Source organism: Yoonia sp. SDW83-1 (assembly GCF_046762885.1).
GTDB lineage: Bacteria > Pseudomonadota > Alphaproteobacteria > Rhodobacterales > Rhodobacteraceae > Yoonia.
Genome location: NZ_JBKQXO010000011.1, coordinates 63,235 through 86,436, shown reverse-complemented (window position 1 = coordinate 86,436; position 23,202 = coordinate 63,235). Strand labels below are relative to the sequence as shown.

General features: G+C 58.4%; 15 protein-coding genes. 2 read left to right on the top strand and 13 right to left on the bottom strand.

All coding sequences use genetic code 11. The annotated features are described in order from the left end of the window. Positions 1-22: 22 nt before the first annotated feature. Positions 23-4,378 carry an ExeM/NucH family extracellular endonuclease gene (locus tag ACFWW4_RS15090; protein WP_411891612.1) on the top strand — a complete coding sequence of 1,452 codons (4,356 nt, stop codon included), beginning with the start codon at positions 23-25 and terminating at the stop codon, positions 4,376-4,378. A 40-nt stretch (positions 4,379-4,418) separates the two neighbouring features. Here ACFWW4_RS15090 and ACFWW4_RS15085 read toward each other — a convergent pair whose 3' ends face one another. From ACFWW4_RS15085 to ACFWW4_RS15050, 8 genes are all read right to left on the bottom strand, one after another. After that, the gene (locus ACFWW4_RS15085) at positions 4,419-5,201 is read right to left on the bottom strand and encodes a hypothetical protein (protein ID WP_411891611.1); all 783 of its coding nucleotides are present in this window, start codon (positions 5,199-5,201) and stop codon (positions 4,419-4,421) included. A 33-nt stretch (positions 5,202-5,234) separates the two neighbouring features. Continuing rightward, positions 5,235-5,597, bottom strand: coding sequence for a hypothetical protein (locus ACFWW4_RS15080; protein ID WP_411891696.1), 363 nt, complete (start codon positions 5,595-5,597; stop codon positions 5,235-5,237). A gap of 80 nt (positions 5,598-5,677) precedes the next feature. Beyond that, the gene (locus tag ACFWW4_RS15075) at positions 5,678-6,541 is read right to left on the bottom strand and encodes a dynamin family protein (protein ID WP_411891610.1); all 864 of its coding nucleotides are present in this window, start codon (positions 6,539-6,541) and stop codon (positions 5,678-5,680) included. An 11-nt stretch (positions 6,542-6,552) separates the two neighbouring features. Continuing rightward, positions 6,553-8,625 carry a dynamin family protein gene (locus ACFWW4_RS15070; RefSeq protein WP_411891609.1) on the bottom strand — a complete coding sequence of 691 codons (2,073 nt, stop codon included), beginning with the start codon at positions 8,623-8,625 and terminating at the stop codon, positions 6,553-6,555. A gap of 162 nt (positions 8,626-8,787) precedes the next feature. After that, positions 8,788-10,134 (bottom strand): GTPase, encoded by a 1,347-nt coding sequence (locus ACFWW4_RS15065; RefSeq protein ID WP_411891608.1) that lies wholly within the window; start codon positions 10,132-10,134, stop codon positions 8,788-8,790. Beyond that, positions 10,134-11,225, bottom strand: a complete 1,092-nt coding sequence (locus ACFWW4_RS15060) for a PP2C family protein-serine/threonine phosphatase (RefSeq protein WP_393928029.1) — start codon at positions 11,223-11,225, stop codon at positions 10,134-10,136. The genes ACFWW4_RS15065 and ACFWW4_RS15060 overlap by 1 nt, the downstream gene beginning before the upstream one ends. Continuing rightward, positions 11,209-12,045 (bottom strand): FHA domain-containing protein, encoded by an 837-nt coding sequence (locus ACFWW4_RS15055; protein ID WP_411891607.1) that lies wholly within the window; start codon positions 12,043-12,045, stop codon positions 11,209-11,211. The genes ACFWW4_RS15060 and ACFWW4_RS15055 overlap by 17 nt, the downstream gene beginning before the upstream one ends. A 43-nt stretch (positions 12,046-12,088) precedes the next feature. Beyond that, positions 12,089-14,350: a serine/threonine protein kinase gene (locus tag ACFWW4_RS15050; RefSeq protein ID WP_411891606.1), complete on the bottom strand. Its 2,262-nt coding sequence runs from the start codon at positions 14,348-14,350 to the stop codon at positions 12,089-12,091. 464 nt (positions 14,351-14,814) lie between these two features. Between ACFWW4_RS15050 and ACFWW4_RS15045 the strand changes: the two genes are divergently transcribed. Continuing rightward, positions 14,815-15,807 carry a type I glyceraldehyde-3-phosphate dehydrogenase gene (locus ACFWW4_RS15045; RefSeq protein ID WP_411891605.1) on the top strand — a complete coding sequence of 331 codons (993 nt, stop codon included), beginning with the start codon at positions 14,815-14,817 and terminating at the stop codon, positions 15,805-15,807. Positions 15,808-16,551: 744 nt separating this feature from the next. Here ACFWW4_RS15045 and ACFWW4_RS15040 read toward each other — a convergent pair. From ACFWW4_RS15040 to ACFWW4_RS15020, 5 genes are all read right to left on the bottom strand, one after another. Continuing rightward, a complete protein-coding gene (locus ACFWW4_RS15040) occupies positions 16,552-16,824 on the bottom strand; it encodes a DUF1308 domain-containing protein (RefSeq protein ID WP_411891604.1) in 273 nt (90 codons plus the stop codon). A 153-nt stretch (positions 16,825-16,977) separates the two neighbouring features. Further along, complete coding sequence (locus tag ACFWW4_RS15035; protein WP_411891603.1) at positions 16,978-17,325, bottom strand: RHS domain-containing protein; 348 nt, start codon at positions 17,323-17,325, stop codon at positions 16,978-16,980. Between the two features lie 51 nt (positions 17,326-17,376). Then, the gene (locus tag ACFWW4_RS15030; protein ID WP_411891602.1) at positions 17,377-18,114 is read right to left on the bottom strand and encodes a hypothetical protein; all 738 of its coding nucleotides are present in this window, start codon (positions 18,112-18,114) and stop codon (positions 17,377-17,379) included. A gap of 63 nt (positions 18,115-18,177) precedes the next feature. Next, positions 18,178-22,767, bottom strand: coding sequence for an RHS repeat-associated core domain-containing protein (locus ACFWW4_RS15025; protein WP_411891601.1), 4,590 nt, complete (start codon positions 22,765-22,767; stop codon positions 18,178-18,180). 4 nt (positions 22,768-22,771) lie between these two features. Beyond that, positions 22,772-23,200 carry a DcrB-related protein gene (locus ACFWW4_RS15020; protein WP_411891600.1) on the bottom strand — a complete coding sequence of 143 codons (429 nt, stop codon included), beginning with the start codon at positions 23,198-23,200 and terminating at the stop codon, positions 22,772-22,774. Between the last annotated feature and the right edge of the window lie 2 nt (positions 23,201-23,202).

Genomic DNA, 23,202 nt, shown 5'->3' with positions numbered 1-23,202 from the left:
CCAACACCGTGGGGAAACGACAATGACATTTTACCGTCCCAATTTTGTATTTGGCACGTTCTGCGACGATGTGCTGACCGGCACAGATGGCCGCGACTATGTTTTCAGCTTTTTTGGCGATGACGATATTTCGACCGGCGCCGGCAATGACGTGATCGTTGCAGGCTTTGGCAATGACACGATCAACGCCGGTGCGGGTGATGACCGCATCTATGGTGGTTTCGGTTTTGACATCGCCGCTTATGAAGGCGGGATCGCCGATTATGAGATCACGGTCGGCTATGGCTGGTTTGGCCGCACGACCGTCAAATCGACCGGCGATGTGGCCGATGCGGGCAAGGACACGCTTTTCGGTGTTGAGGCGCTTTATTTCGCGGCTGACGATTACACGTTGTTTCTCGACGGCACTAATAATGCGGTGCTGGCGGCTGACGATGTTCTGACGGTGACCGAAGATGGAGCCATCATCAATCCCTTTGCCCTCTTGGTAAATGATCAGGAATTTGACGGGGACACGCTGACAATCACCGAGGTCGACAGCGTCAGCACGGCTGGCGTGACCGTCACATTGCGTGACGGCGCAATTGATTACCTGCCCGGCGACATCTTTGACAGCCTGGCCGAAGGCGAAACAGCAACCGACACATTCACCTATACCGTTGATGACGGCAAAGGCGGCACCGATACCGCCACCGTGACCATCACGATCACCGGCACCAATGACGCGCCCGTCCTGACCGCAAACAGCGTCACGATTGACGAAAACACCACCGCGATTGATGCGGGGGTCAGCGCGACGGACGTGGACAGCACCACGCTTAGCTACAGTATCGGCGGCATCGACGCGGGTTTCTTCAGCATCGACCCTGACACAGGCGTGCTCAGCTTCATCAACGCGCCAGATTTTGAGGCACCCGCAGATGCCGGTGCCGACAATATCTATGACGTCACGGTCACCGTGACCGACGAACAGGGCGGCAGCGCCAGCCAGGACATCACGGTTACCGTTGCCGATGTGGACGAGGTGCCACCAGTCGTCGCCCGGATCAATGAATTCCACTATGACAACGCGAGTAGTGACGTTGGCGAATTTATCGAGATTCGCACAAATGCAGGCGATGATGCCAGCGGCCTGCTGGTTGTGCTCTACAATGGCAGCAATGGTAGTCCTTACAACACACTCGACCTGTCCGGCGCGGTACAGACGAGCGATGGCACCTATGATTACTACGTTCTAAACCTGCCTACCAACGGGCTGCAAAACGGCTCCCCTGACGGGATTGCACTGTCGAATGGCGGCACGCTTGTCGAATTCCTCAGCTATGAAGGCAGCTTTGACGGCATCGGCGGGGTCGCTGATGGCGTCACCTCAACAGATATCGGCGTGTCAGAGCCGGGAACGACTCCGGTCGGTTTCTCGCTCCAGCGCAATGACGATGGCACCTGGCGCGAGGCCGAGGAAAATACCGCTGGTGCGGAAAACGTCCCGGCCCCCATCGAATTGAACGCCCGGATCAACGAATTTCACTATGACAATGACGGCGGAGATGTGGGCGAGTTCATCGAAATCCGCACCAATGCAGGGGCCGATGCAAGCGGACTTCTGGTGGAATTGCATAACGGCAGTAACGGGGCGGTTTATCGCACGCCGGACCTGTCCGATGCTGTTCAGACGACTGACGGGACATATGATTATTATGTCTTCAACCTGCCCGCCAACGGGCTGCAGAACGGATCGCCTGACGGGATCTCGCTGTCGAATGCTGGCGAACTGGTCGAATTCCTCAGCTACGAAGGTGCATTCACCGCCGTGGGTGGCGTCGCTGACGGCACCACATCGACCGATATCGGCGTGTCGGAACCCGGCACCACCGCCATTGGCGACAGCCTGCAGCGCAACCCCGATGGCACTTGGTCAGCTGCCGCCCCCAATACCGCGGGTGCTGCCAACGCGGCCGGGCCGACCAGCGCGCGGATCAATGAGTTCCACTATGACGACGACGGTGGCGACGATGGCGAATTCATCGAAATCCGGGTCGACGCGGGCGAGGATGTCAGTGCGCTGAATATCAACCTCTATAATGGCAATGGCGGTGGCAGCTATGCCAGCTTCGCCGTCAGCAGCGGCACCCAGAGCACGGACGGGACCTATGATTACTATGTGATCGACACGCCCGGTATTCAGAACGGGCCTGATGCAATCGCCCTGTCCAACAACGGCACAGTGGTCGAATTCCTCAGCTATGAGGGCGAGGTGACGGCCACGGACGGCCCTGCCGCCGGGCAGACATCCACCGATATCGGTGTAGCCGAAGCAGGTGAACCCGAAGGGCAATCCCTGCAGCTTGATGCTGACGGCAGCTGGGTCGGCCCCATTGACGAAACACGCGGTGCGGCGAACGAGCCAGTGATCAACCCTGCCGAGGACCGGTTGATCAGCGAAATCCAAGGCAGTGGCGATGTGTCCACGCTGGAAGGAGATACGGTGAATGTAGAGGCCGTGGTGACCCATATCGTCTCCAACGGCTATTACCTGCAGGAAGAAGACGCTGACGCCGACGGCAGTACGGCCACGTCCGAAGGTATCTTTGTCTTCACCAGCAGTGTGCCAACCGTGGATGTCGGCAATCTGATCGGGATCACGGCAGAGGTGCAGGAACGGTTCGGCCAGACCCAACTGACCAATGTCAGCGCGACCGTGGTGATTGACGCGCTGGTGGCGACACCTACCGCCGCCAGCATCCTTTTGTCGCCTGCCGCCGCACCGGATTTTGAGGCGGTCGAGGGGATGCTGGTCAACGTGACCTCTGGCACGCCCGACCCGCTGACGGTGATTACCAACTTCAACTTTGACCGGTTCGGTCAATTGGTGATCAGCGCAGGCGTGCAGACCCAGGCCACGCAACTTTTCGATGCCCAGACGGAGGCTGACGAAATCGCCGCCTTACAGGAGGCCAATGAAAACAACCGGCTGATCCTTGATGATGGCGACGGGTCACAAAACCCTGACCAGTTCGAATTCGTGCCGGGCGGTCCGGGCGACAATGGCAACGGGTTCCTCGACGCAGGTGACAATTTCGGTGATGGGGGGTCCACCATCCGCTTGGGCGCACAGATCAATGATGATGTGACCGGGGTCATGTCCTTTGCCTTTGGCGATTACCAATTGGTGGTCACCGAAACACTGGATATCGACGAAAGCACCAATAGCGGTGCCCGGCAGGACACGCCCGATGATGTGGGTGGCACCCTGCAGGTCGCCAGCGTCAACATGCTCAACTACTTCTCGACCATTGATGAGCCTGGGGCAGGATCGGGGCCGAACAACCTTGACCCGCGCGGGGCTGACAGCCCCGAGGAACTGGTACGGCAGACGGAAAAATCGGTCGCGGCCATTCTTGGGACAGGGGCCGAGGTGCTGGCATTGCAGGAAATCGAAAACAACGGGTTCGGCCCGGACTCGGCCCTGCAAACGCTGGTTGATGCCCTGAATGCGGAAGGGACCGCCGCCAACTATGCCTTTGTCGATCCGTCAAACGGAACAGAGGATTTCATCGGCACCGACGCGATCCAGACCGCAATCATCTACGATGCCAACGCGGTCACGCTGGTCAGTGCGGATTTCATCCAGTTCGAAGAAACCTCTGCCGCGACGACCTTTGCACTGGCCAATGTGCTTGATACAGCGCTGGGCACGGACCGCGTTGGCGACTTTGATCGTAACCGGCCGTCCGTGGCCGCCACGTTCGAGGACAATGCTACGGGCGAAACCTTCACGATCGTGTCGTCCCATTTCAAATCCAAAGGGCCCAGCGGGCTGGATCGGCTGGCCGATGACGCCCAGGCGGCGCTTGATGCCGGTACGGCGGTTGGATTCACTCAGGCGGATGTTGATGCGCTGCGGGCTGACCCGAACTTTGACCAGGGCAACGGGCAGGGGTTCTGGAACCAGGTGCGGCTGGATGCGGCCATCGAACTCGGCGACTGGATCGAAAACGGCTATAACGGCACCGGCACGGACAACTACCTGCTGCTGGGCGATCTGAATGCCTATGCCGAGGAAGACCCGGTGCAGCATCTAGATGATGATGCCGGTCTGGTCGATCTGATTGACGAATTCATCGGTCAGGAGAACGCATATAGCTTTGTCTTTGACGGGCAGCGCGGCACGCTGGATCAAGGCCTGGCCGATGATACGCTGGCGGCGTTTGTCACCGGTGCCACCGAATGGCACATCAATGCGGACGAACCGGATCTGTTGAACTATGATACATCGTTCAAAAACCCGCTCTTCTTCAACGATGGGGTCTATGCGGCGTCCGACCACGACCCGCTGATCGTCGGGCTGGACTTCGGCGGTATCACGACAATCGCATAAAATCGAAATGGCGCGGCGACCTTTGGTTGCCGCGTCGCCCCTAGGCCGTGATGGCCGACCAGGATCCGACGATTGTGGGCAGTGCGGCCTCATCATAGGAAAACACGCAAGCCTCATCATCGATCATGGCAAGGGCCGCGCCCGCCGACCCATCAAGCGCACCGTCCAGACAGACCAGCATTGGCCCCTCTGTCGCCGCCTTCAGCGCCTTGTGGCGTTTGCGGAAATCGGCAATCTGTTCGTCCCAGATCGCCTGCAAGGGGGCGTCATCGCCGACAGCCTCAACCAACTTGCCAGCTTCCAGATAAATCATGCTACGAATGGCGTCTGTATTGGCCGCCAGAAACCGCTCCATCGGTGGGGCGGGGCGGGCATCCATATCGACGCCCCATTCCTTTGCCAGACCGGTGGCCGACAGGCCCGCATCGCCGCTGCTGCCAATCGGACGCACTGGGGTGCTGCGCACGGTGATCTGCGTGGCGGCATCGGCCAATTGGGTCAACAGCTTGCCTGCGGATTTCAGAACGTCGGGCGCATCGCGGGTCAGGACCTGATCAATGACCGCATCCACACCGGGGGCGTCGCCCTCAACCTCGACAATGCCGCGCAGCCGGCGACCGGCCGCCACCATGCTGACAGTCACATCACCCAGCCCGAAGACCAGCGTGCGTTCCAGCACGGTGTCATCGACCTCGCGCAGGATCGCCACCATTGCTGGCGGGGCACCGCCCTGGCTGATCACACGGGCACCGCCGGGGGCGAACACGGCATCTTCGGCAATCAGCGCGGCGAGTTTCGTGGCAAGAGCCGTCAAATCATTCACGCAAGTGGTCCTGATCCAGTTACAATTATCGCGTCACGCGCCGCTGCTGATTTTTTCGAGGCAAGGGCGGGCGTCTGACAGGAACGACGCAACATCCACGTCAGGCCTGCACACACAACATAAAACATCCGAAGGTTCATCAGGGGCGCGCAAAAAAATCCGCAACTGGTTCTTGGTCGCCACAAATGCGGCACTGCTTGGGGTGTCGCCAAATGCGGGCTTCTTTGCCGTGCCAAGGGCCAGTGCCGCCTCGGCGCATAATCGGTCCAACACCTCGCGGCGGTGATCAGCATTTGTATTCGTTACCAAAATCATCTGCGTGGACAAATCGGCAAATGCGATCGTCTCGCATCCGTCAAACTTGCCTTGCAGCGCATCTAAATCGTCCACAACCATCATTCGCGCCCAGTTTTCAGCCCATGTCTTTCGTGACTACGCCAAGATAGTCACTTGTGGAAGCCTGTAAAAGGGGGCGATCAGGAACCGGAGTTGACGTCAGTGCCGGTTGGGGCCGCGGGACGCTCGCGTTTTGGCTTATCCGCATCCAGCGGGCGCTGCACCCGGCGGGGGGCAACAGTGGGGGCGACAGGCTCTGGAATGGCGGTGCCATTGGCCACGTTATACAGCGGCATGGCAGAGCGTGCGGCCAGCGCTGTCAACTTGCCGATGGTGTCGATGAAGTGATCGACAAAGGGGCCAGCACCGCTGCCATCCCATTTGTCGTAATCATCGCCCGCTTCCAGCGCTTGCAAAAGCGAGATCGGGAAAGTGCCGCCGAACATATCCTTGGTTTCGCGACGGACACGTTTGAACACGCGACGCCGATCCGTATCAGTGGTCAGCTTGTCATAGCGGGTGATCAGCAGGATCGAATTCTCACGGACCGCGTCTGGAATCGTGTCCCATACGGCGGCCTCGGACTGGCGCCAGGCTTGCGTGGCATGGGTACACCAGATCACCGCATCGATTTCCGGCAGCATGCGTTCCCAGACCGTCGATTCCATGTTCGGGTCAGAAATGCCGGGAAAGTCGATCAGGTCGATCAGGTCGAGAATTTCGGCTTCGATAAACAGGCGGATGAAACGGGTTTCCTCGACAGGAATGCCCTCAAGCCGGTCCAGTGACACAGGTTCGGTGCTGCCGTCGACATCAACGCGATAAGGGGTATCGGACCCGTGTGAAATCCAGACAGGCGACAGGCGGGTGGCGGTCACCTTTTCCGGCAATGGCCGGGACCCCAGCAACAGATTGGACAACGTACTTTTGCCCGCACTGAATTCGCCCATCAGGGCGATGCGGGGTTTACGTGGCCCGCCGGGTGCGGGGGTCTGATCACTCATTAATCGGTTCCTTATGCCTCAGCCGGTGCGCCATCGCTAAGCTCTTCAAAGATGAATTCGAACAGCTCTTCGCGCTCTTGCTGCGCAGTGATACCAAAAATATCTTTCAAATCGTCAACGCCGATGTTGGATTTGTCACTGATATCGGTCAGCAGCGCGCGCTGCTCGGCCAGAAACTCGCGCAGCTCGCGTTCGGCCATCTGGCGAATATCCTCGGCCTGACGCACCTTCAGCTCGTCCACGATAGGGGCGGTTTCCGCTTCGATCAGGTCATAGAACCCGCTGGCAAAGGCGCGATAGCCCTTGCGACGTTTCCACCAGCCTTTCCACCAAGATGTCTGCAGGTCCAGCGCGATGGTCTGGCCCAGCGACACCGGGGCCGGGATTTCAGGGGCCGCCGGTGGCGTGATGGAAAAGTTTTCGACCGCAACACCAAAGGCGGTGCGATAGGTTTCGGCCAGATCACCGGCAGCGGCGGCAAATACCTGATCACAGGTTGATGCCACGTTGCGGCGCATGACCTGATAGCTGGTGCGCAGAAGCATGCGCAAACCGTCCGGGCTGTATTGCCAGATTTGGTCTTCGCCGTTCTTTTCCAGATGCTGCAGCAGGGATTCCAACGCGCGATCCAGGAACCGCTTGTGGGACTGATCCACGCGCGATCCGAATTGCTGAAACACGATGTCCAGCCGGTCATGCAGGAATTTGAGGTTATCGGCTTCCAGCTTGTCCAGATGCGCCGCCAACTGATCCGGGGGCATCATCGCAACGCTGTCACCATCGATCCGCATCGACACGACAGAGTTCGAAGCGCGCACGCCGCCAACAAGGTTCAGGGCGCGTTTGCGCGACGCTGACAGCACCTCGGCACCCGGACCTTCGGCGATGCGCTCTGACAGCGCCTTATAAAGCGCAGGGACACCCGACAGATGCCAGACCAGCTCGTTCGTTTCCATGCCAGACGTACCGGAATCGAGCGCGACCTCGGCCCAGTTGAACAGCGCCGCAGCACTATCAGCCACGATATCGTTCAGGTCCTCGGACAGGGCGATATTGGCCCAATAGGCGCTGCCAAAAATCACTTCCGGGTTTTCGGGTCCGTTATTGTCGGCCAGCGTCTGCAAAATGCTGTCGCGGATTTCAGGGACCTGTTCAGCCGGGTTCGACAATTCGTCGATCCGGTTGACAAAAATGATGACCTCGCGGGATTTGACGTTTGCGATCAGACGGATCAGGCCCATATCCATCGAGCTCAGCGCCTGATGGGCAGACAGGACAACCACGCAGATGCGGCTGTCGCGCAGGGCATTGATGGTGATCTGCTCGCGCATCATGAAGGTATCGTTGACACCGGGTGTGTCGCGCAGACACAGCGGCATCGGAATGGAATCCGCTTTCAGATACAAATCGGCGGATTTGGTGATATCGGCGAACTGACCCTGCTGGTCTTCTTCGTCCATATCCTCGAAATCATCGCCCATGCAGACATAGCGCTGGACCAACTCATCGCTCAGTTCGGCATAGTTGTGCTTTTGGCCCAACAGCAGTTCGAACTTGCGGCCAAGGCGGGCCTTGGTCTTTTCGCGCATCTCGGCGATTTGTTCGCGGACCTTTTCCAGTTCCTCGTCAGCACCGGCACGGGCGGACAGTTCACCGATTCGGCCACCATTTTCGACCAGATGATCCCATTCACCCTGGCTGAAGAACTGGAACGACGCGGTGGGCGCATCGGGCGGTAGCGGCGCGTTCAGGTGCAAGGACGTCACAACCGATGTCCACGGGTTCACATCAGCGGGCAGCAGATCGGGGCGGCCTACCATCGCGTTCACCAGCGATGTTTTGCCCGATTTGATCTGACCGATCATGGTGATGCTGGGTTCAAATGTCCGTAACTGCCTGATAAGTTTTGCAGATTTCTTCTCTGCATCCGGGCCGCCAAGTTTCACGACGTCCGCAAGGGTCGCCTCGAGATCGGTGATCTCATCATGAAACGCGTCCAGCTTTTCAAGGCCAAGTCGCATGAAAGGGTGGTGCGCTGCAGGGACTTTGTACCCGTCCCCTTTTGTCAGCTCTTCCATCTTCATTCTTGTCCGTCCTCAATCACTCTTATTGGCACCACCTTTACCAGTTGATAGCCTCGTCGCCAAATCACGAGGCTTACACTGTTTTTATTGCCATAATGGAAACAGACCAGAACGGCAAAAGTGTGGCACAGTTTTCATAAAATTGTTAGCTGTTGCAACAGCTTACGCCGCTAGATCGGCCTGCAACTCGTGCTTGAGCTGCAAGAGCAGACTAAGCGCCTCGATTGCAGCGCTATCACGCTTTTCCATCTGCATCAACTGGACCAGATCAGCGGCATCCATCGCCGCGTCGCGGGCTGTTTGCAAGGCTGCGTCGGCGTCATCACCGTTCTCGTTCAGGTGATCACTGATCCACTGCACATGCTCCACAGCCTTTGCAATTATGGTCGCAGCGCCACCATCGTCGATATTATCGACCTCCGCGATCAGTGCGCGGCTTTGTTCAATGATGTAAGCCACTGCCGCCTCATAGGCCTCTCGGGACGCTGGGTGCAGTGTGACGATATTGGACTCGGCAACCGGTTCTTCAACCGCTGGTGTCTTCGCTGCCGCAGCGTCAGGTTGTGGCGCTGCCGTTTCAGTCTCCGCAACAGTGGCGTTGATTGCGGTTTCAATCTCGGCGGGTTCCCGCTCAGGTTTCGGCGTTGGTGAGGCGTCCGCTGCTTCGGGCGACAGAATGGGGGCCAGAACCTCGGCATGCTGATGCAGCAGAATATCGGCCATATCCACGGCGGTCTGGCGGCCCATATCCACCTGCTTCAGTACAGCCGAAATCAGTGCGGTGCCGCCGCTGCTGCGCATCAGGTCCTTGTCTACCGTCTTGTTCGGGCGGCGGGCCGCAATGGCCTGCTTGGTCGCGATGGGCATGATATGGGCGAACTCATCCCGGGCAATCATGTTGATACCGTCCAGGGTCTGATCCAGCATGTTGTTGGCGCGCAGGAAATCCGCCTTGGTCAACATCAGAAACCCGTGATCCTTGATGATGTCAGGCATCTCTGACCAAAGGGACTGTTCGATCTTGCTGAATGACTGGGTGCACCAGATCGCGACCTCGCAACGTTTGCTGGCCCATTGGCTGGCGCGTTGCAGGGCGGTCGGATCGTCGGGTGTCACCACCTCAAGTAGGCTGATCTTGGTCAGGGCGGCCAGTGGCATCTGCATTTCAACAAAGGCGGGGGACATGGCGGCGATCTTGTCGCCGTCAGCATGGTCAACGGTCTGCTTACTGCCGTCCGCAAGCGTGACGACCGATTGCGGGGTCTCGCCATAGCTGAGCTGCAGGGTCGGAAAGGGGGTGTCAGACGGCAGGACGATGGCGCCCACCAAAAGGTTCAGCAATGTCGACTTGCCTGATCCGGGGCGGCCCAACAGGGCGATGCGCACCGGTTTCTGCAGGCGGCTCAGCAGATGTTCCGCCTTCTCTTGCACGGACGAAGGCAGCAGATGTGACTCTACTGCCTGCGTCAGTTGTTCTTGGACGCGCGCGCCCAGTGATCGATTCGACATTACTTACCTCCGGCGGCTATCTTAGCCGGCGGCGCAGCCGCATCAACCTCCTGATCTGGTGTGTCTGTTGTGTCGTCGGTCTTGTTGGCATCAGCCTTCGGATCAACCGGTTTGACCGGTTTGACTTCCTTGATGACCGGCGGAAGTTGCAGATCACCGCTGATCTTTTCCTTGGGCTTTCCGGCAGGGATGCCATCGGCCCCAGGTGCATCATCATCCATCTGCACCACGCGAGTGACAGTGGCGGCATGGGTTTCCACATGGCCGATAGGCTTGGCGCGGATAGCGCGGATTACCGGCTTGTTGTGGTTCAGCTTGATGACCGAGAAGGAACAGTTGTCCTGATCAGGGTCTGCCAGGGCCTCAATCGCCTCCAGCAGATAGCCACAGATCTCGGCGCTCTTGCGGCGGCGATAGCGGTGCAGGATTTTCTGGATCTTGTCGTCTTCCAGATATTGCAACCCGTCAGAGGAGACGACGACAATATCGCCGACCTGCAATTCGAACGGGGTCTTGGGGCAATCGGACTTCGCCACGCGATCACCCAGGATCACAGAGGTCAGACAGTTGCGATCAGGGTGGTTCTTGCCTGCCTCAGGGTCCAGCAAACCCGATTTCACCATGAAATCAATCTGAGGGGCCATCGAATGGTCCTCATTCAACTGCTGCATCTTGCCTGCACGATAGTGATACAGGGGGCTGTCACCGATAGACATCCAGAACATGCGGTTTTCAACCAGCACCAGCGACACCAGCGTGGCACCCATGCCCCGGGTCTCAGGGTGTTCCATCACATGCTCGCGGACGCAGTTATTTGCGTTGACCGCGGCAGAGGTTAGGTAATGGGGGATCTCGGTTTCAAAATCAGCAAAGTTTGCGCTTTGAAACTTCAGCTCGCTATAGACTTCGGTGACCACGATCTTACTGGCCACGTCACCGGCGGCATGGCCACCCATGCCGTCAGCAAGGACCACAACACCACTGTCCATCCCAAAGGGAAAGTCAGTGACAATCGCGTCTTCTTGATAGTCACGTCCGCCCTGACAAATCGCCGAAGCGACGTCAAAACGAGGTTCAGGCGATCGCCACATCTTCATCCTCCCCGTCGGCGTCATCGTCAGTCCAGCTGAAATCTTCATTGCAGAGGGCTACGAAACGCAGAACCGTCTCACCGATACGCATTACATCACCGGTTTTCAGCGTCTCATTGCTGATCAGCGGCTTGTTGTTCAGGCGCACGATATTGGACTTGCCGCCATGACCCAGCGTGAATTCCGCTGTTTCGGGGTCATAGACGATCGCCGCATGGTTCGTGCGCGAAATGGAATTGTCACCAAAATCGAGCTGCACCGCCTGATCCTCACCACGTCCGATCTGGGACATGCCGGCGAACAGGGAAAAGCTTTCGCCGCGGCCGGGGCCTTCGGCGACCACGATCCAGCCAACCGGGAATTTGGTGCGCCGTGCGGGAGGCGCAGACGGGATCGCGGGTGCATCATTGAAGATATCAACGACATCACCGTCAGATTTGTCAAAACCGATCAGCCGTGTCTTGGTCCGGCGGGCGCGGGCAGGTGACCGGGACGCCGCGGCAGAGGCGGCGGCAGCCGCAGAAGTGCTGCGCGCCGATGGCGCAGTCGCAGGCAGTTCGGTCGAACCGGCATTGTCATCCATGTCCCAGATATTCACCGCAGGGGCCGCTTCGGCACCGTCGCCGTGGTTCACCTTGCTGTTGATATTGGTCAGGATATCCGTGACCGCCACGTCGCCGTTCTGGCCGGGCTGCAGGGCCTGGTTCTCATCCACGATGGATCCGATGGTGTCGCGATACGACTGCTCCAGCGATCCGGACGCACCACCAGTATCTTCATTTGTACGCTTCTTGCCAAAAATAGAGCGAAGAAATTTCATTTTACCTACCTTCCATTTACGTCACAGACGAGGATTGGTTGCACTACTCGCCGCTATCATAGCTAAGCGGAGCTACCCAACGGCCATCCCCGCGCTGGACCTCAAAGGCAAACTGCCCCGAGCCATCACTCAACTCGCGCCCGAAAATCTCGGCAATCGTGTCGCGGCCTGTGATGTTTTCTGAAGTGGTGATGCTCGACAAAAGAACATCACCAACCTGAAGACCTCCAGCAAGACCCTCAGGAACTTCGGTGACAGACGTGCGCCAATCGGTGCCGTTGAACACCGTCTCAAAACGCAAGCCATTCGCCAGCGCGGTCTCCTGCACAACAGGAACCACCCAGCTTTGACCTTCGGTTACGCCCGACGCAGGGTCCAACGTGCCAAAGACAACTTCGATCTGATCCGCGTCGCCCGGCGCAGTGGTACCGCGCAGAACACGTGAAATATCGTTAATGGTATCAACCGGGGTGCCGTTCACTGTGGTGATGACGAGACCTTCGCGCACCCAGATCGGCGAAATGAACGCCACCTGGCCAACCCGGTTCGGCGATAGGGGATCCGCCTCGAACGGGAGTTGCACGGACCAGTTTGTGGTCACTTCCGACGGTGTCAGCTCATTTCCGGGCACAACAGCTGCGATTTCGTCAACAACCAAGCCGGACCCAATGGCGGCAACCGCATCAGGGATGGCTGGCAAGGCAACCTCAGGGGTTGATGCATCGGCAATCGGGCGGTTCGCTGGCTGATTGGGCAGTTCCGCATTCGCTGCAGGTTCAGTTGTGACCGGACGCGGGGTGTCAACCGGCTCGGGCAGCGGGGCAGGTGCCACGATTTCCGGAACGGCAGCGATTTCAAGGTTTTCGGGGCGGGCAGCAGGGCGAATTGTCGGCACAGGCTGCTCAATGGCCTCTTCTGGACCTGTCACAATAACAGGGCGTGGACCAGGCTCCTGCGCGGATGACGGCTCTGTCGCGTCGACGATCACCGGTCCGGGCAATGCAGGGGCGACCTCTTCCACTGGGGCGGGCTCAACCGGTGCAGGCTCTTCAATCACAGGTGCGACCGCAACCGGCTCAGGGGCGGCTTCGACAGGGGCCTCAACAGCAGGCGGCTCCACGGCCGCAGTTTCGACAGGTGCAGGGGCCTCGGTGGCCGGGGCTTCTGTCACGGGCGCCTCAGGCGTCGTGGCAACGGCCGCGGCAGGCTCTTCACCGCCGGTCATCATAAAGGCACCAACGCCAACGAGCAGGGCCACAACGGCAGCCGAACCCAGCAGCAGGGGCATCTTGGATTTTGTTGCAGGCTGACCATTGGCATCGACCGCCACACCACCGGCAGCAGGCTTGACAACGTTGAGCGAGGTCACATTGCCCTCTACCCCGTCCATCATGTTGATCCAGTCCTGTGCGGACTGCAGACGATCCTTGGGCAGAACGGCCAGCGCCTTGTCGATCGCGGCGAGGAAATCGCTGTCATATTCCGGGAAACGACCGATCAGCGGCTCATAGGGGTCCGAATCGCCCGACGCAATCGCGGCCAGACGGGCCTGCGAGTTCGGGGGGACATCCTTGGCAATCAGATGGTGGAAGGATGCGGCCAGCGCATAAAGGTCAGAACTCGGGCTCTGCTCGGATCCGGCAATATAGAATTCCTGCGGGGAATAGCCATCCTTGACCACACGCAGGGCCGACAGCACGCGGCTTTGCTTGGTGGCCTCTTCACGGGCGGCACCAAAGTCGATCAGGACCGGATGGAATTGCTCATTGATCAGGATGTTGTCGGGCGAAATATCACGGTGCAGGATACCCTGATCGTGGATAAAGCCGACAGCGCCCAGAACCTCTTTGAGGATATTCTTGATCTGGGGCGGGGTCAGGCCGTGATTTGGATCCTCGATCGTATCCAACAGATCGCGACCCTCAACGAAATCAAGGGCCATATAGGCGGTTTCGTTGTCTTCAAAAACCTGGTGGACACCCACAATGTTGGGGTGGTCCAGCTTGGCCAGACTGCGGGCCTCCTGCACGAACAGGCGGACAATGGATTTCAGCTCGTTCTGGTGGGCGCGCGAACGGGCCTGCACGACATAACGGCTGCGACGGCAGAACGCGCCGGGGAAACACTCTTTAATGACAACTTTGCGGTCGAGACTGTCCTTGGCAAGATAGGTAATGCCAAAGCCGCCCGCGTTCAGAAAACGGTCGATTGTATACTGACCGTGCATCAACTTGGTGCCCGGCTTCAGCTCATCGACGAAATTGTCCTTTTCGTCTGCATTATCTTTCACTTGCGGCGTACCCATTTCACATCCAGCTTTCAAACTCGGCGGCCAGACGGAATTCCGCTAGCCCTTAGTTTCTAGTCTCATTCAAATTGGGCTAAAAAGTGACGCCAACTTGTTGTTTCATGGCCCGCAATGACGGGCTTTAAGACACATTATCACCTAATCATGAAACAGTGGTTGGCGATTTTTCGCCTATAATCACTGTATAGGTGCGCTTTCGCAGTCAATTTGCCCTTACGGGCGACCGGTCGATGAATATATCAGCGACAGCACAAAAAAATTGGCATTCTGCCAGGTTTCATGGATTAAGCATTCTTGTCCCACACAGATTCGCGCCCGATTCCCTCGATACTCCCGTGGAAGGTCACATTAACGAATCCTTTACATTTGTGGGTATAGCGGCATTGCAGCATTTTGCGAAACCCTCCTTGTGGCGGTCGCAACAAAGATGCAGCATCCCTGCAACGGTGTAGGGGTCTGCCATGACACGGATTTTTATCAATGGTTTCGGTAGGATCGGGCGAACGGTGCTGCGGGCCTGGGCGTCCGGATGGGCGCCGGACCTGCAGATCGTCGGGATCAATGACATTGCGTCACCGGACCTCTGCGCGCACCTGTTTGCCTATGACAGTGTGTTCGGACCCTATCCTGGAACGGTCGAATGGGCGGAAAGTCGCCTTATGGTTGACCATAGGTCAATTCCACTTCACCGCACTTCGGATGTCAGCAAGCTGGACCTTGGTCATATCGATGTGATGTTTGAATGCACCGGCAAGGCCAATAGCCGGGACATCGCCGAACGGGGGTTGCAGGCCGGGGCGGGGCGCATCCTCATATCCGGCCCGTCGGAGGCTGCTGACCTGACAATGGTGCTGGGGGCCAATGAAGGCTTGCTGGGCGATCAGTCCATCGTCTCGAACGCCTCCTGCACAACCAACGCGCTCGCGCCCATGGTCAGGTTACTCAACGACACATGGGGGTTGCAAACCGGCTGGATGACGACAATCCACTGCTACACCGGCAGTCAGCCCACCATCGACGCCCCGCGCGGGGACATGCTGCGCAGCCGGGCGGCGGGGTTATCCATGGTGCCGACAACGACATCCGCGCAAAACCTGCTCAATCAGGTGCTGCCTGACCTTGCCGGCCGGATCGAGGCGGCGGCAGTCCGCGTTCCCACAGCGTCCGTCTCGGCCATCGACCTGACCGTGACACTCAAGACCAAAGCAAGCCTTGCCGACGTGCATGACGTCATCCGCCAGCAATCCGGCATCATCGGGCACACTGACAAACCGCTGGTGTCATCCGACCTGCGGGCGCGGTCCGAAAGCCTGATCGTCTCACTCCCCGAAACGCGGGTGACCGCAGGCGGGCTGGTGCGCATATTCGGCTGGTACGACAATGAATGGGGCTTTTCCTGCCGGATGCTGGACGTGGCGCAGATGATGAAACCGGGGCCGATAGCAACGGGCTGACGTGCTGTCCTGAATAGGGGCGGCGCGCCAAATGCACCCAGTCGTGAACGGCTTGCTGAGTTCACGTTGATGTGGTGGACTAACTGTCTAGGCCAAAGGTCGCACAACTTGACAGTTTTGTTTTCCTAAAAGTTCGGATTTGAACAAGAGTCCAACAACCTGCGAAAGTCTAAACCCGCTAGTTTTTGGTGGTTTTCGCCACCAACCAGAAATGACATGCCAGTTTCACTAGATGATTCTGTAATACGTCCATCACAATAGAACCGCCTCTCCACGAAGCTACCAACCGCGCCACCACCACGCAACGTCACAAAATCTAAAATAGTATAGTCATTAAATTGGCTGTTATGCCTTATGGCACCTACGCTTCGTAGGTCTATGCTTGTCTCTTTCCAACGTCGCTCTGGAGCAAGTGGAGATGATCCGTCGCAGAAATCTGGAAAGAACTCGTCGACTATTATTGAGCAATTCTCGAATCTCGCCACGCGTTCAACTGTTGGCACAACCGCAGAGTCGGTAAGGATCTCAATAAGCTTATCCGCTACATCCGCAGCATCTGAGTTGACTCTGGACGGGTGAATGATTGCGATGATCGAAATGCTTGTCAAAAAGGCCGACAGACAGCCTAGGTAGGTTCGGTTTCTAGCAGTCATAATTTTCACCTGATTTGACGCCCATGTTTAGTCCCCACAAGAGCAATGCAAGAAAATCCAAATGTTATTGCCTGTACCAAAAACAGCTTCGTCATTCACGCCGACCCTTTTTGGTAATCTGCCGATTGGCGGTTCGGGTCGAATGGTTATCCGGAACGAATTGAACGTGATCCAAGAGGCGTTGGGCCTGGGCTTTCTTTTGCGATCCAGCCATGCCAAGCACGTTGTCAAACTCGGCCTTTGCTGAGCGTGTCATTACCATCTGCTGGCTATGCCGCTCCGTCTTGAGTTGGTAACGAACAGGAGAATTTTGAGAAACGAAAGCTGAATTTGTTCCGATAACTATATTACCTGCCCCGGGCAACCTGAGAATCGCAATATATCAGTCAGACCGATGGAGCCGGCGAGGTAAATGCTGGGGCGCGTTCCATCATACAAAACCATAGGATCGCTCGAAAGGCACTGCCCTGTCTCCGCGCTGTAGCACCGGAACGCAGTAAAGTGCAGCCCGCTCTCTTCACCGGCCCATTTCCCCCTGGAACCGGATGTTGCAGGTGATCTCGCCTCCGTTCGCGGCTTCGGCCTTCCAGATGTCGATCTTTTCTTCGTTGCCCCACAGCCCGAATTTCGCCCTCCACGCGGTCCGCTTGCCGTCTTCCGAAACGATTTCGCGGGGCGTGCCGATGTGGTCGGTGACCACATAGTAGAGGTCATCCCCGGCCAGTCTCGCCATCGGTCGGAATGTGCCGGGTTCGTAGATCCAGGCCTCTGCCGCGTCCCAAGCGACTGACCCATCCGCACAAATTGGAGCGTCAGCGACGATCTGGTCGCCGTCCCATTGATACGCGCGGTCGTCATTTGCCAAGCGTTACAGATCCTTCGGACTTATTCGACGGGATGGAATAATAGTCAAAATTTATGGAAGGCGACGGGGATTTTGTTTGCTCTCAACTTGCCATGAAATAAGCTTTCCCGCATGTCCCAACCATGCGTTGATGGTGCCGAGTTCGTCTTCAGGCACCTTCCACAAGAACAAATCGCAAGATAGATATGAAAGCTTGCCCAAATCAGAAGAATTCTCAATCCAGTCCTTCAAAGTCTTGCCATCGATAGATATCTGACAGTGCTCAGAGTTAATTACATTTATCGGGTACACCATCCGAAGCATTTTCCCATTATACCGCCCTTCGCCACCTCTTAGCTCCGGTATTTCGCGCGCGAACCGAAGTACATTCTCGTTGGGATCGACCTTCGTAACCCCGCTCCCTATTGCATAGTTCCAAGCAGAAGATGTCTTGTCTGAATTGTACAGGATTGCATAATGGAAATCGACTTTATCACTCAAAGACGATACATAATCGATTAAGGTTTCCTTTGCATTTTCGCCAGCATCGGCGAGCTGAATACTAATGTAGGGAAAACTCCCAAAGTCATTTATGTTCTGATGAAAGGCTGCACGCCACGGCCTATGACGTTCGTCCTCATGAAACAGCGCGAATGCCTGTATACGCCCTGCTGACACATTTGATTCCAGGTCATTTAGCTCGATGTCGTTTACTTCAAAGTCGCCGGGGTGGTCGCCGTTTTCGAGGAATCTTGGTGTTGTAGCATTGGTTATATTAAGGCCAAGTCGTCCAAAGAATGCCTTGCCCATTTCAAGTATTGGACCGGCTTGCCCGGGCGCGACCCCGTAAATTGCTATCCCAATGCACATTATTCAGATACCGCCGATCAGATTGTCGAGTGCCGACTTGATGTCTGCGGCCTTGTAAGGATGTTCAAGGACAACGATTTCTCCCCTTTGATTTGGCGGCAGCCTATTCATTGCAGCCTGATTTCTAGTTGTCAGCTCTGGCAACTTGCGACCCATATCAGTCTTTGATGCCAACTCTATTGAGTGTACACGACCATTATGGTCAATGGCCATAACGTCTGGGCGCCGTCGCGACTGACCTGGGCCGACACCCGAATTATACTGCCGGTTCATGTGGATTTCGCGAAACTTACCGCTCATAGCCAGCTTGTTGGCAATTACCTCGGAGAATTGATCGTGACCGGGTGTGCCGTCTTTCTGGCCTCTCCCGTAGATGGGTGTGTCGTTCACGACGCGCACCGGGCATGTCGCCAGGCCGAATGGATCTATCCAGTTATTCGGATCCACGACATATCCGTGCGGTCGGGTTCCTCCCGATAGGCCGATTGGGTCAGTCAGCAAGTACTGCCCCGCCTCCGCGTCATAGTATCGGAACCGGTTATAGTGCAGCCCGCTCTCTTCATCGGCCCATTGCCCCTGGAACCGGATGTTGCAGGTGACCTCACCGCCGTTGGCGGCCTCGGCTTTCCAGATGTCGATCTTTTCTTCGTTGCCCCAGAGCCCGAATTTGGCGCGCCAAGCCGTGCGCTTGCCGTCTTCCGACACGATCTCGCGCGGCGTGCCGATGTGGTCTGTCACCACATAGTACAAATCATCCCCGGCCAGTTTTGCCATCGGTCGGAAGGTGCCGGGTTCGTAGACCCACGCCTCGGCCGCATCCCAAGCCACTGTTCCGTCTGCATAAACGGGTGCGTCGGCGACGATCTGGTCGCCGTCCCATTGATAGGCCCGGCCTTCGCCCGGCTGCAGGTCAATCTCTTCGTCGCGCCGACCGGCCACGACCTTCAGTCGTCGCACACGGCGTCCCAGAGCATCGTAGCCATAGTGCCAGACCGACCCGTCGGGGGCGGACAGGCGGACTAGCCGGTCTTCGCCATTCCAGGCCATCCGCCAGATGCGCGGGCGGAAGCCGGGTTCTTCGACCCGCTTTTCGATTACACGTCCGCAGGCATCGTGGATGTAATAGGTCCGGCCGCGCGATTTGACACGACCCCCAGGTGCCTGCTGGATCGGGGCGAAACCGCCGGCGTCGGTCGTGGCTGACAGGTTCCGGGCGGGGTCATAGCTGTAACCCATGCGCGCAACTTCGGCACCGGTCCGGTCGATCTGGCGGGTCGCGGCGACCTGACCGCGTTTGTCATAGTTGAACTGGGTCTGGCCCCAGTGGGCATCGATCTGGGAAATCGCCCGCCCGGCCTTGTCCCAGTCATAGCTGCGATGCGCCCGGACCAGCCCGCCACCGCGTGTTGACAGCCCGCCAGGGCCGGGCAGCGCGTCGCTTGGCCCCGCCATCTGGGTACGCAGGAAACCGGCAGCGGTGTAATCCTGGGCCAGCGCAAAGCCCGTCGCACTTTGGCGCAGGGTTTCCAGCCCTCGCGCGTCGTGCTGCATGGACAGGGGCGCATGATCCCCGATGCTGATCCGGGCAGGCAGACCGGCGGGGGTATAATCGGTGGACAGCGGGAGCACATCGCCCGCCCGCTGCGTGCGCAGGCCTGACCCGGGAGAGTATGCCGACTTGATCTCGCGCCCGTCCACCTTTTCGCTGATGATCCGGCCCAAAGCATCATAGGCGTATTCGACCGTTGCCGTGTCGTTCTGCGCCATGGTCATCAGGCCGCGCGGATCATAGGTGAACCGGGTCACGGCAGGCCCGTCCGCCCCCATCAACTGCATCTCGATCAGGTCGCCACGGGAGGAATAGGTATACTGTGTCTCTACCCCGTCGGGGGCGATCTTGCGGGTCACCCGACCGGCGACATCGCGGATGTAACGTATTGTCAGGCCGCCGAAATCCCGTTCAGCGATCAGCCCGCCCGCAGCATCGTAATGATACTCGTACCGTTCCCCCAATGCGTTGATCACAGCGGTCAACCGCATCTCGCTGTCATGTTCCAGCCGCATGGTGTTGCCCATTGGGTCAGTGACCTCGGCCGGTAGATCAAAGGCCCCGGTGACGAAATGGCGGGTATTGCCTTCACCATCGGTGACAGAGGCCAACTGCCCTTCGCTGTCCCATGCCATCTGCATGGTCGCGTCGTCGGGCATGTCGATCCGCTGCACGGCACCGCGCGGGTTGGTCGGGCCGCGCTTGACGTCATAGCGCGTGACGGCCCCGGCGGCGTCTTCGACAAAGGTCAGCCGACCCTCGCGGTCATAGCGCATCCGTTCTTCATGCCCGTCGGCATTGGTGCGCATCCGCGGGCGCATGAATTCGTCGTAATAGATGCGTTCCTGCGCGTCGCCCGGCATCTCGATCCGCAGCACCTCGCCCCGGTCACCCCGGCGAAACGCCACATCATCCCCCATCGCGTCCGTGATGCGTTTCAGATTGCCCTTGTCGTCGTAATGAAAGGTCTCGGTCGCCCCGGCGGCATCAGTGCGCGCGGTCAGCAATCCGTTGGCGTCATAGGTCCAGGACAGAGTTGCCCCGTCTGGATCAGTGACTGAGGTGATGTTGCCCAGATCGTCATAGGTATATTCCGACCGGTGCCCTAGCGGGTCAATCCGGGCCACAGGGTTATACTGGCTGTCCCATTCGGTCAGCCAATCCGCCCCGTTTGCGTCTACCTCTTTCCAGACCAGCCCGTCGGCATTGTAATGGTGATAGCTTCTATGCCCAAAGGTGTTGGTTTCCGTGGTGATCCGGTTTTCCAGATCATAGGACAGCTTGCCGCCCGCCTGCCCGGAGGAGGTCTGGACCTCAACAATCCGGTCATTGCTGCCATAGATGTAAGTGGCCGAGGTCGCCTTGGTATCGGACCAGCCCAAAACCCGGCCTTCACCGTCATATTTGTAGAACAGCGTGCCAAACTGCGACGACCGCGCCTCTTTCAGCCGCCCCGCATCGGTGTAATCCCAGGTGAAGTTGCAGTCACCATGTTCGTGATCAATCAGCGATGCCGCCCGGATCAGCCCGTTTTCGCATTTGATATCAAGGGCAAAGCCATCCGAGTGGGTGACCTTGTAAAGGTTGTCGGCGTGATAGAGGAAGGTGATCTTGTTGCCATTGTGATCTTCAATCTCTGACAGCAGGACCTTGTCATCGTGCCGATGGGCAAACTTGTAAAACAGTCGTTCGCGCCGGTTATAAAGAAAGATGTCGCCATCCTTGCGCCCCATCAGTTCCAGATGAGGAAAACGGGTATGGTCACTCAGGATTTCGGGGTCGGGGGTGTGGAAGATGACACCGGGACCCTCGGGATCGAAATAGGTGGTGGTTTCGCCGTCGATTACCAGATGCTGTGACCATGTGCTGACCCAATCCTTGCCCATCTGCCCTGTAGCGCCACGCCGGTAAAGCCGGGTCAGTTGCAGCGGGATCGTGCCGGGGATCGCGATATCGGTGCGCAGATCAAAAAACTGGCCTGTGGCATAGGCAACCGGGTCACGCCCGCTGGCGCAGCGGGTGCAGGGCGGGGTGCCGTCGGTCGTCGCGTTCGATCGTCTAGGGCGCGGGTTGCTGCGGTTGTTGCGGGCCTTACCCCCGCGCGGGATCGGCAGGAAGTTCAACACACCCAGCCCGATCCGGGTCCAGCGCTGGGCCCAGCCGCCGTCGATATCCAGCGCAATGGGACTGGTATCCATGTCGATGGCGATGGATTTGCAGCCATCGTTGATGACCCCCGCACAGGTCGTCTTGTGGCCGATCCGAGACATCGGCATCCCGTTGACGGCCACGGTTTCTGCCCCTTCGGCAACCGCCATCACCTTGTGCACGCTACAAAGTACGGGCGACCCGACAAAGGCCACCGGCTTGCCCTCGAAGAAGACGTTGGGTGATCCAAAACTGATGATGCCCTGGTTCGTGCCGTACTGACCGGCGGCCGAGGCAAAGCCAGCCCCCAGACCCGCCACGGCACCCGCCGCCAGACCGGCGGCTGCAATCACGATCAGCGCGGTGCCGCCACTGGCAATGATCAGAGCGCCCACAGCGACAGCCGCTACCGCGCCAAGCGCCATCGCACCAAGGGTGGCCCATGGGCTGGTATGGGCGATCGGGTGCCCCATGGTTGCGGGCATTTCGCCCTGTTCGGGCAGGCGTTGCCAGCCCAGCAGGTCACCCATGACCGCATGGCCCAGCTTGTCGCCAACCCATGCCCCCGCAATGCCGCCTGCAATCCCGGCGGCAAGGCCCACAGCAACAGGGGCGGCGGCGGTCAGGGCCCCGGCAGCAACGCTTGTTCCAGCAGCTGAGGCCGCCATGCCACCAGACACGGCGGCATATCCCATCATCCCGCCGCTGACGACGTAATTGAACGTGTCGCCTTCGACCACGTTCAACGTGTTGTCGATGAACATTTCCGACCCACTGCGGTCGAACTCACTACGCAAGGTGCCGCGCGGGGCGGATTCAGTGACGCTGCTGCCGGACCGGGCGTGACGGCTCGCATCCTGCCCAATGGTCATGCCTGTCAGCAAGCCACCCGCCATCGGATCAACTCGCCGGTTCGGTCAGTTGCAAAGTGGCAGTGATCCGGCGCACCTCGGATTTCTGGGTGTCGCTCATCTTGCCGGGCATGGAGGCGGTCAGCACCATCGCATGGGCGGGTGCATTCACCGTTGTGATGATCTGATGCATCGGGCCCTGCTTGGCGTTCCATGTGCATTCCAGCTCAACCGCCTGACGGCCCGAGATATGCAGGCCGCTTTGGTTGATGATGGTGAAATCGGTCAGCGCCTCACTGGCCTTTTCGATCTCACCGGTCACATATTCATCAAACTCCATCCCCCAGGGCACATCATCGCGGGTCACGGTAAATGACAGGCCCGGCACCGCGCCGGTCCCCCCGCTGGCGATGATGTTGATGGTCTGATCTTTCCAATTGTCAGGCAGGTCGATGCTGCCTTCATTCATGTGGTACATAT

What these genes read in the sequence shown, in the direction of transcription:
- ACFWW4_RS15055 (WP_411891607.1), bottom strand. Translation starts at nt 12,045, where the DNA reads ATGAAATTTCTTCGCTCTATTTTTGGCAAGAAGCGTACAAATGAAGAT.
- ACFWW4_RS15050 (WP_411891606.1), bottom strand. Translation starts at nt 14,350, where the DNA reads ATGGGTACGCCGCAAGTGAAAGATAATGCAGACGAAAAGGACAATTTC.
- ACFWW4_RS15090 (WP_411891612.1), top strand. Translation starts at nt 23, where the DNA reads ATGACATTTTACCGTCCCAATTTTGTATTTGGCACGTTCTGCGACGAT.
- ACFWW4_RS15065 (WP_411891608.1), bottom strand. Translation starts at nt 10,134, where the DNA reads ATGTCGAATCGATCACTGGGCGCGCGCGTCCAAGAACAACTGACGCAG.
- ACFWW4_RS15030 (WP_411891602.1), bottom strand. Translation starts at nt 18,114, where the DNA reads ATGGGCAAGGCATTCTTTGGACGACTTGGCCTTAATATAACCAATGCT.
- ACFWW4_RS15080 (WP_411891696.1), bottom strand. Translation starts at nt 5,597, where the DNA reads ATGGTTGTGGACGATTTAGATGCGCTGCAAGGCAAGTTTGACGGATGC.
- ACFWW4_RS15020 (WP_411891600.1), bottom strand. Translation starts at nt 23,200, where the DNA reads ATGTACCACATGAATGAAGGCAGCATCGACCTGCCTGACAATTGGAAA.
- ACFWW4_RS15045 (WP_411891605.1), top strand. Translation starts at nt 14,815, where the DNA reads ATGACACGGATTTTTATCAATGGTTTCGGTAGGATCGGGCGAACGGTG.
- ACFWW4_RS15070 (WP_411891609.1), bottom strand. Translation starts at nt 8,625, where the DNA reads ATGAAGATGGAAGAGCTGACAAAAGGGGACGGGTACAAAGTCCCTGCA.
- ACFWW4_RS15060 (WP_393928029.1), bottom strand. Translation starts at nt 11,225, where the DNA reads ATGTGGCGATCGCCTGAACCTCGTTTTGACGTCGCTTCGGCGATTTGT.
- ACFWW4_RS15075 (WP_411891610.1), bottom strand. Translation starts at nt 6,541, where the DNA reads ATGAGTGATCAGACCCCCGCACCCGGCGGGCCACGTAAACCCCGCATC.
- ACFWW4_RS15025 (WP_411891601.1), bottom strand. Translation starts at nt 22,767, where the DNA reads ATGGCGGGTGGCTTGCTGACAGGCATGACCATTGGGCAGGATGCGAGC.